General features: G+C 36.2%; 8 protein-coding genes and 1 other RNA gene. 3 read left to right on the forward strand and 6 right to left on the reverse strand.

What is annotated here, in order from left to right; translation table 11 throughout:
* The first annotated feature begins 197 nt into the window (after window positions 1–197).
* On the forward strand, window positions 198–1,325 hold the full coding sequence (locus GSM_RS02050; RefSeq protein WP_003688946.1) for a D-alanine--D-alanine ligase family protein: 1,128 nt from the start codon (window positions 198–200) through the stop codon (window positions 1,323–1,325).
* Window positions 1,326–1,564: 239 nt separating this feature from the next.
* A complete protein-coding gene (locus GSM_RS02055; protein WP_003688945.1) occupies window positions 1,565–2,125 on the forward strand; it encodes a DNA-3-methyladenine glycosylase I in 561 nt (186 codons plus the stop codon).
* A 319-nt stretch (window positions 2,126–2,444) separates the two neighbouring features.
* Here the strand turns inward: GSM_RS02055 and GSM_RS02060 are convergent, their stop codons facing one another.
* The 6 genes from GSM_RS02060 to GSM_RS02080 form a co-directional block, all read right to left on the reverse strand.
* The gene (locus GSM_RS02060; protein WP_003688943.1) at window positions 2,445–2,912 is read right to left on the reverse strand and encodes a universal stress protein; all 468 of its coding nucleotides are present in this window, start codon (window positions 2,910–2,912) and stop codon (window positions 2,445–2,447) included.
* Between the two features lie 80 nt (window positions 2,913–2,992).
* Window positions 2,993–3,286: a hypothetical protein gene (locus tag GSM_RS02065; protein WP_003688941.1), complete on the reverse strand. Its 294-nt coding sequence runs from the start codon at window positions 3,284–3,286 to the stop codon at window positions 2,993–2,995.
* 130 nt (window positions 3,287–3,416) lie between these two features.
* Window positions 3,417–3,606, reverse strand: a non-coding RNA gene (gene ssrS / locus GSM_RS14635) — 6S RNA.
* Window positions 3,607–3,650: 44 nt separating this feature from the next.
* Complete coding sequence (locus tag GSM_RS02070) at window positions 3,651–4,934, reverse strand: replication-associated recombination protein A (protein ID WP_003688939.1); 1,284 nt, start codon at window positions 4,932–4,934, stop codon at window positions 3,651–3,653.
* A gap of 118 nt (window positions 4,935–5,052) precedes the next feature.
* On the reverse strand, window positions 5,053–5,661 hold the full coding sequence (rpsD, locus tag GSM_RS02075) for a 30S ribosomal protein S4 (protein ID WP_003688938.1): 609 nt from the start codon (window positions 5,659–5,661) through the stop codon (window positions 5,053–5,055).
* 206 nt (window positions 5,662–5,867) lie between these two features.
* Window positions 5,868–6,320 carry a free L-methionine (R)-S-oxide reductase MsrC gene (locus tag GSM_RS02080; RefSeq protein WP_003688935.1) on the reverse strand — a complete coding sequence of 151 codons (453 nt, stop codon included), beginning with the start codon at window positions 6,318–6,320 and terminating at the stop codon, window positions 5,868–5,870.
* Between the two features lie 186 nt (window positions 6,321–6,506).
* On the opposite strand from GSM_RS02080, the gene ezrA reads away from it, so the two are divergent.
* Window positions 6,507–8,222 (forward strand): septation ring formation regulator EzrA, encoded by a 1,716-nt coding sequence (gene ezrA / locus GSM_RS02085; protein WP_003688933.1) that lies wholly within the window; start codon window positions 6,507–6,509, stop codon window positions 8,220–8,222.
* Window positions 8,223–8,377 lie beyond the last annotated feature (155 nt).

An 8,377-nucleotide genomic window follows, 5' to 3' on the forward strand; every position in this document is an offset into this window, starting at 1 on the left:
TCGACAGCTTTTTTTTATTTAGAACATTTTATAAAAATACAGGTCCAAATAATAAATTGATGTATTTTGACTGACAAAATGAACTAATCATGGTAATATTTTATAAGATATTAAAGCATTTTCAATATCAATAGTTTTACATCACCGTATGATAGAAAAACCGTATAATAAGATAATTGATAGGAATGGGAATTTTCATGGAAAAAAAGAAATTACACGTTGCATTGTTTTTTGGAGGTAACTCATCAGAACATGCTGTTTCAAAACGTTCTGCGCACAACATTTACGATGGAATGGATAAAGATAAGTATGATGTATCTGTATTTATGTTTACAAAGAATGGCTACCTTTTGGGAAACAAAGATTCAATGAGAATTTTTAATGGGGAGGACGAAGACAAAGTTGTTGCTGAAGCAACTGCAAATGTCGATTTTTCTAATCCGCTTGCAAACATTCAAAATATTTCTGAGGTAAAAGATATTGATGTTTTCTACCCGGTCATTCATGGCAATATGGGTGAAGATGGCACAGTTCAAGGTTTGTTTAGATTGTTGAACAAACCATGGATTGGCAGTGGTGTTGCATCTTCGGGTGTGTCTTTTGATAAGGATCTAACAAAGCAATTATTGACGTTCCACGGTATCCGCAACACGAAGTATATTGTGGTTACTCCAGAAAATCAAGCAGAATATACTTATGAAAAATGCAGTGAGAAGCTTGGAACAACAATGTTTGTTAAGCCAGCTCGTCAGGGTTCTTCAGTCGGTATCTATAAGGTTGAGAACAAGGCTGAATTCGACAAGGCTGTCAAAGAAGGATTCCACTATGACTTTAAACTGCTTGTTGAAGAGGCGGTTGATCATCCGCGTGAAGTTGAATGTTCAGTGCTAGGTAATCGCAATGCTAAGGCATCAAAGCTTGGTGCAATCAAGATACCAGAAGATGACGTCTTTTATGACTATAACAATAAGTTTGTCGATGCTTCAGGTGTTGAATTCCAGATGCCAGTTGAATTACCAGAGAAATTAACTGCAGAAATCAAGCAAATGTCATTGGATGCTTTCCGTGTACTGGGTAATCGTGGTTTAGCAAGAATGGATTTCTTAGTTGACAGTAATGATGTACCATATTTTGGCGAAGTTAACACATTGCCTGGATTTACAAATATTTCATTGTATCCACAGTTATGGGCTGTGTCGGGAATCAATTACAGTGATTTGATTGATCAGTTAATTGAGTTAGCAATCGAAGAATTTAATGATAATGCAAAACTTCACTATGATTTTGTCGATCTTGGAGAAGAGAAATTGCCAGAGAAAAAATAGATAATACTAATCGAAGTATAATATAAATAAATATAAATCGAGCAGCAATGCAAATTTATGAGAGTGTATTATTACTGTACTATAAGTATTTTATGAGTAAACACAAAATTTTGACTTATGGAGTACCAACCATATGTGATTAATGAAGAGGGTGTGTCAGTGGGGCATGCCTCTTTTTGTTATTATAAAAGAGATAATCATTTTTTTGCGTATTTTCTACATAATGAGGGAGGAATTTGATGAGGTGTTCATGGGCAACTGGAAATGAATTGTTGATAGCGTATCATGATGAGGAGTGGGGAGTTCCAAAAAAAGATGAAGAGATTCTTTTTGAGATGCTTTCGCTGGAAATAATGCAAGCAGGTTTGAAGTGGGAAGTGATTTTGAAGAAAAGAGATGGGTTTAAAGCTGCTTTTCATAATTTTAAGATACAAAAAGTTGCAGAAATGACAGAAGAAGATATTCAGCAGTTAATGGCTAACAAAGAAATTATTCGTAATCAGCGAAAGATTCGAGCCATTATTAAAAATGCACAAACTTTGCTTAGGTTAAAAGAAGAAGGTTTTGATTTTGGGCAATACTTATGGAGTTTTGTCGGAGATAAGCAAATTGTCAATCATTGGGAGTTTGGCGAGCAGGTGCCAGCACAAACGGCACTTTCGCAAAAAATTGCAAAAGACATGAAAAAAAGAGGGTTTGCATTCATTGGCCCAACAATTATTTATTCATTTATGCAAGCGATTGGAATGGTCGACGATCACTTGATAAATTGCGAGATAAAAAAAGACAATGGACAATGAATGTAAGTAGAAAATAATTTTATGGAACAAAAATAGGGAAGAATGCTAACCATAAAACAAGTTCTGAGTAGATAGTATCCGCTGGGTGATTGAACAATATTTATTTATGTGGAACAAGGTAAAAAAAGAGGAGTCAGGTCAAAATTTAACTTTTAACCAACCTCTTCTTTTTTGTTACATATAAACACACTTAATAAATCAAAATTTACCGTCTAAACTTGAATTTTATACGCCTATAGCACATGACTAGCAAATACTATTAAATTTGTTTGAACAAGCTAGTTAACTTTCAAACTATCTAATCTATCTGACCTTGTTATTATTCAGATTTCTTATTATCTAAATCAGTTCTAACAACAAGAACATCACAGCTTGCAGTTCTTGTGACGTATTCTGTAACTGATCCTAGGAGCAAGCGTTCAACAGCATTCAACCCAGTCGCACCGATCATAATTAAATCGGTTTTCAGTTCAGTAGGTTTGTCTTTAGCAATAATTGTTTTTGGTGCACCATATTCGATGGAATAAGATACATTTTCAACACCGTCGGCTTTAGCTTCACTAATATAATTTTCAATCTTTTTCTTAGCGGTCGCGACAACTTCGTCCACCATGCTAGTGTCGTAACTTGAAATATTTTGGAAGGCACGTGTATCAACAACATGAAGTAACTCTAAGTGTGCTTCTTTGCCATTTCTCTTAGCAACAGCAACGGCTTTCTTGAAAGCCAATTCAGCTTCCTTGGAACCATCGACAGGTACTAGAATATTTTTATATTGTTGTAACATACAAATCACCCTTTCATCTTTCAATTCCATTTTACCGCAATTTGCTAGAAATCTAAAGCAAAATGGTAGATTATAGTGAACTATTTCTCAATGTAACTAAGCATTAGAATTGGTAAGATTGGAATGATTGCTACATCAAGAATCAGAATAACAGATAGGAATATTTGGTTGTTAAGTATTAAACTCACAAAGGTCAAAAATGCCAAAATTAGTAGAAGTGTCCCAGTAATTTGGATAATGATTCTTAGATCCTTATGCTTTTCAGGATGAAAGAGCATGAAAGGTTCGTTCTTGTGTTTTAGTAGATATAAACCAATAAAAAGTAGCAGTATTCCAAGTAAAAATATGAAAAAGCTTATGATTGTACTTATCATCACAATTCCTCACAAAAATATAGTATATGTTGTAATCTCTTGAAGATCAAAGAAATTAGGATATGCAAAACGAAGAGGCCACGCCAAAACAAATGTTTCAGCATAGCCCCCTCTGTCCAAAGAATAAACTTTGGAATCCGTCTAATGCCGTTAATCGTCTCTGTAGTTGAACCCGCAAACAAGCAGGTGGTTTCTGATAATTTAACTTCTAACTTCCCAAACAATATGGGCATGTTATCCACAAAATATTTCAAAAGCCAAGGTATATAAGTGTTCGGTCAACCTTACATTGTGAGACAACGCGTACATTTCAGATTATGCTTATATGTTATCATACAAGTTGCTTCTTTTCAAATGTTAACGGTTACTTTTGGCCTTTTTGCATCTTTTTTAAGCGTGCATACTGGTCTTTTAAAGCGGCTTCATAGCGACCATTATCTTTTGGTTGATAATAACTCTTATTCTTGATTGGGTCAGGTAAATATTGTTGGGGGACCCAATCGTGCGGGTAGTCATGCGGATACTGATAATCAACTCCGTGACCAAGTGTTTTAGCACCTTGGTAATGTGCATCCTTTAAATGAGCAGGAACGTCGCCATAACCACCATGATCAATATCTGCAAGTGCATCATCGATAGCTTTTATTGCTGAATTGGACTTAGGTGACAGACATAGATCGATCACGGCAACTGATAGGGGAATTCTGGCTTCGGGCAAACCAATCTTTTCGGCCGCAGTTACGGCCGCGACAGTTCTTGCAGCCGCTGAAGGGTTTGCTAAGCCGATATCTTCGTAAGCGATGGTCAGGAGTCGACGATTAACACTGATCAAATCGCCGGAAGCAAGCAAACGTGCAAGATAATGCAGTGCAGCATCCGCGTCAGAACCGCGAATAGACTTTTGAAAGGCCGAGATTACATTATAATGAGCATCACCGTCTTTGTCTTGAACGAGTGCTTTGTGTTGCAGACATTCCTCAATAATAGGCAAAGAAATATTGATTTTTTTGCTTTCATTTTCTGGGGGAGTCGACTTGACGGCTAATTCAAGTGCATTTAATGCACTACGTAGATCACCATTTGTAGCGCGACAAAGATGATTCATAGCTTCTGGTGCCACATCGACATTCATCATACCTAAACCATTAACTTTATCAGATAAAGCTCGTTTAATAGCTTTTTTGATATCATCTTCAGTCAAAGGTTTGACTTCAAAGATTTGTGTACGGCTTCTAATGGCCGGATTAATTGCTATATATGGATTCTCAGTTGTAGCACCGATTAAGATTATTCGGCCGCTTTCAAGATGAGGCAACAGAAAGTCCTGTTTAGGTTTAGTCAAACGATGGATTTCATCAAGTAAGAGAATGACTGTACCACTCATTTTGGCTTCCTCAGCAACAACCTCTAATTCTTTTTTGGAATCAGTCGCTGCGTTGAGCATCCTAAATGCATATTTTGTTGAACCTGCAATAGCACTGGCAATGCTTGTTTTTCCAGTTCCAGGAGGGCCATAAAGAATCATCGAGGATAACAATCTTGCATCGACCATACGCCTGATAATTTTACCAGCTCCAACTAAGTGCTGCTGCCCGACAACTTCGTCAATATTTTTTGGGCGCATACGATAGGCTAGAGGTTTTAGCATAATCTAACTCCTTTCATGTAGGTAAAGTATAGCATTATATTAAAGATTGTTGACTGTGATTAAACAAAAAAAGCCAGATTCATAAAAGAATCTGACCAAACTGACAAAAAGTCGGTTATTAAAGTTTGTTGTAGTATTCAACGATAAGAGCTTCATCAACTTCAGCTTCAAGTTCTTCACGTTCTGGTAAACGAACTAATGAACCTTCAAGCTTGTTTTCGTCAAAAGTTACAAATTGTGGACGGCCAACAATTGCTTCAAGGGCATCCTTAACAACTTGTAAGTTCTTTGACTTTTCACGTAATGAAATTACATCGCCTACAGAAACTTCGTATGAAGGAATATCAACGCGTTTGCCATTGACTGTGATGTGACCATGGTTTACCAACTGACGTGATTGACGACGAGTTGTAGCTAAACCTAAACGGTAAACGATATTATCCAGACGTTGTTCCAACAAGATCATGAAGTTGTCACCATGACGACCTTGACGAATCTTGCCAGCGCGTTTGAAGAGGTTTGAGAATTGACGTTCTGAAAGGCCATAGATCATACGAAGCTTTTGTTTTTCGCGTAATTGCAAACCATATTCAGATAATTTACGACGGTTGTTTTGACCGTGTTGTCCTGGAGCGTATGGACGACGTGCTAATTCTTTACCTGTACCAGTCAATGAAATACCCAAACGACGTGATACTTTCCAACTTGGACCTGTATAACGAGACATAAAAAAAGTTCCTCCAATAATTTTTTTTGGAGTAAAATAGGCTTGTCTGCTTAGTATTCGTGCAGTTTGTTTTGCAGCGTTCACCCTTGCAGCCGAAGAGGTACTAACTGAACCGAATAGGGCAACGAACTGTTGACGAGCTTACCGCAGACTGCTGCATATTTTACACAGGGAACAGTATAGCTAAAAATCTATTATTAGTCAAGCTAGTCGCAGTGATCAAGTAATATTTCAACTAGAGAGTTCAAGGTAAGACGATCATCTTTTGTAAAGCGATTCTCACTGGGGGAATCAATATCAAGCACTCCAAGTTTTTTACCATTTTTGATCAGTGGAACAACGATTTCTGAACGGCTTGCGGCGTCACAGGCAATATGTCCCGGAAATTCTAAGACATTGTCAACTACTATGTCTCTTCCTTCCTTAAAGGCCATACCACAGACACCTTTGCCGATTGCAATGTGCATGCATGCAACTTTTCCTTGGAAAGGCCCAAGAATCAGTTCATTATTCTGATGTTCATAAAGATAAAAACCAGCCCAGTTAATGTTGGGAAAACTTTCAAAAATTAAGGCAGATGCATTTGCTAAATTTGCAATAAAATTAGATTCATTTGTCAGCAATGAATCTAATTGTTGACCTAAAAGCGTATTTTTCATCTCAAAACTCCCATTCAAGTGTACTAATCTAGTGTAATGTCATTACTTACTATGATATAATTAAGTAGATTTTAGATTGAAATGAACCATTAAGCAAGTTTTAATTTTTTTATTTTAAATAATAGTAAGATATTAGTTCTTACTGTGGGAAAACAAAAAGTGGATATACATAGGAGTGAGGACTTGATGACGTTAGTTTTGAGTGCAATTGTAATAGTCGCTGTGGTGGCTTACTTTTCTTTTTTTTATTTGCAACGGAAAAATAGTTCCGAAATTGCAATGAAAAAGGAACAAGTTAATAATCTTGTTGGGTCTTCAGTACATGAGGAGATTCTTAGCACGGAGAAAATTAGATTATCTGGGGAGTCACTTACTCAATTTGAAGAGACAAAACAAAATTATTTATATATGATCAATCACAAATTGCCTCAGATATCTGAACATCTGGCAGAATTAGTGGAAGCAAACAGCCACTACCGTTTTTTTGAAGTTAGAAGGGAATTGAACTTACTTGATACTAAGCTTGAGAATGCCGGTAAGCTGGAAAAAGAAACAAAACAAAATCTGCAGACTTTCAAAAAAAGTAATTTGGAGCATCAAAAGAGGACAAAAGAACTAGAACAAAAGTATCAAAATCTTCGTAAGACGCTTCTTGCAAAAAACTTTTCATTTGGTCCCAGTATTGATAAGCTCGAAGAAAATTTGGCTGGAATTGAGAAAACTTTCGACAGTTATAGTCAGACAACTAATTTGGGTGACTATGTGAAGTCAACTGAGATATTGAAAGTATTGAAAAAAGAAACAGCTTTGTTAGAGAATGCAATAAAGGTTATTCCTCCATTGTACCGTAGTGTGAAGAATGTTTATCCAGAGCAAATAACTGAAATAAAAGAAGCATATGACAAGATGTCTGCCTCCGAATATGGTTTCACAACGGATTTTGACAGGAAAATCTCCGAGATTCAGACATTAATTGCGACAAACATCGTTAATTTGAGTGAGTTGGAATTGGATCATGCAAAAGAAACGGATCAGAAAATTGATCAGGAAATTAATGAGTCATACGATGAACTTGAGTCAGAAATAAAAGCGAGAAGCGAAGTTGAAGGTAAGATGGGGACTTTTGAAAAATTCGTTGCTCATGCTCGAAAAAATCAGCGTGAATTATTGATAGAACTTGATCGCTTGAATCAGAATTATACTTTTAATCATAATGAAATGGAAAATGCAAAGCAGCTTGACGAGGATTTAAAGGTAATTGAACAAGAACTTGCAGACTACCAGGAGAAAATCAAAGATAAAGAAAGAGTTGTATATTCTGCTACCAAGGAAAAACAAGCAAAACAGATTGAAAAACTTGAAGCTATTGAAGAAAAGCAGGCTAAAATCGGTGATAGTGTGCAGACTTTATGGAATGATGAACAAGAAGCTCATGAAGCGGTTCGACAATTTGATTTTGACATCCACAGTATGAAGCGTGACCTCGAAAAATTGAATTTGCCTGGATTGTCTAAGGAATATTTGGATTACTTTTATGCTGTAAATGCTGAAATTGATGACTTAGCTGACAAGTTGGATCAAGTTAAGATTGATATGGATGAAATAACCAAGCTTTTGATCGATACTCAATCTGATTTGGATGTACTTAACGAAAAAACAAACGATATAATTGATAGCGCATCTTTGACAGAACGCTTATTACAGTATGCTAATCGATACCGTTTACGTTATCCAGAAATTGCACAATCTTCAGACAAAGCATATCATCTTTTCAATCAGAGTTATGACTACGCCGGTAGTTTAGAATTAATTGCAACTGCTGTTGATAAGGTTGAGTCTGGGGCATATAAAAAAATTGAAGACGAATATTATGCAAATAAGACGTCTACGACCAGCAAATGAGCACACAGTGTATATAGAAGTATAAAAGTTAAGAGATTTTTGGGAGGCCGGGTCAAAAGTTAACTTTTGACCCGGCTTCTCTATATTATTTCGGATAATACGTTCTTGTTCCATAAGTCAAAATATTCTGTCTAAGCAATTACATAGCAAAGTAT

This window comes from Liquorilactobacillus mali KCTC 3596 = DSM 20444 (assembly GCF_000260415.1).
Taxonomy (GTDB): Bacteria; Bacillota; Bacilli; order Lactobacillales; family Lactobacillaceae; genus Liquorilactobacillus; species Liquorilactobacillus mali.

Bases quoted from the DNA above. Each gene is read 5' to 3' on its own strand.
- GSM_RS02065 (WP_003688941.1), bottom strand. From the start codon at position 3,286: ATGATAAGTACAATCATAAGCTTTTTCATATTTTTACTTGGAATACTG.
- GSM_RS02060 (WP_003688943.1), bottom strand. From the start codon at position 2,912: ATGTTACAACAATATAAAAATATTCTAGTACCTGTCGATGGTTCCAAG.
- ezrA (WP_003688933.1), top strand. From the start codon at position 6,507: ATGACGTTAGTTTTGAGTGCAATTGTAATAGTCGCTGTGGTGGCTTAC.
- GSM_RS02055 (WP_003688945.1), top strand. From the start codon at position 1,565: ATGAGGTGTTCATGGGCAACTGGAAATGAATTGTTGATAGCGTATCAT.
- GSM_RS02070 (WP_003688939.1), bottom strand. From the start codon at position 4,934: ATGCTAAAACCTCTAGCCTATCGTATGCGCCCAAAAAATATTGACGAA.
- rpsD (WP_003688938.1), bottom strand. From the start codon at position 5,661: ATGTCTCGTTATACAGGTCCAAGTTGGAAAGTATCACGTCGTTTGGGT.
- GSM_RS02080 (WP_003688935.1), bottom strand. From the start codon at position 6,320: ATGAAAAATACGCTTTTAGGTCAACAATTAGATTCATTGCTGACAAAT.
- GSM_RS02050 (WP_003688946.1), top strand. From the start codon at position 198: ATGGAAAAAAAGAAATTACACGTTGCATTGTTTTTTGGAGGTAACTCA.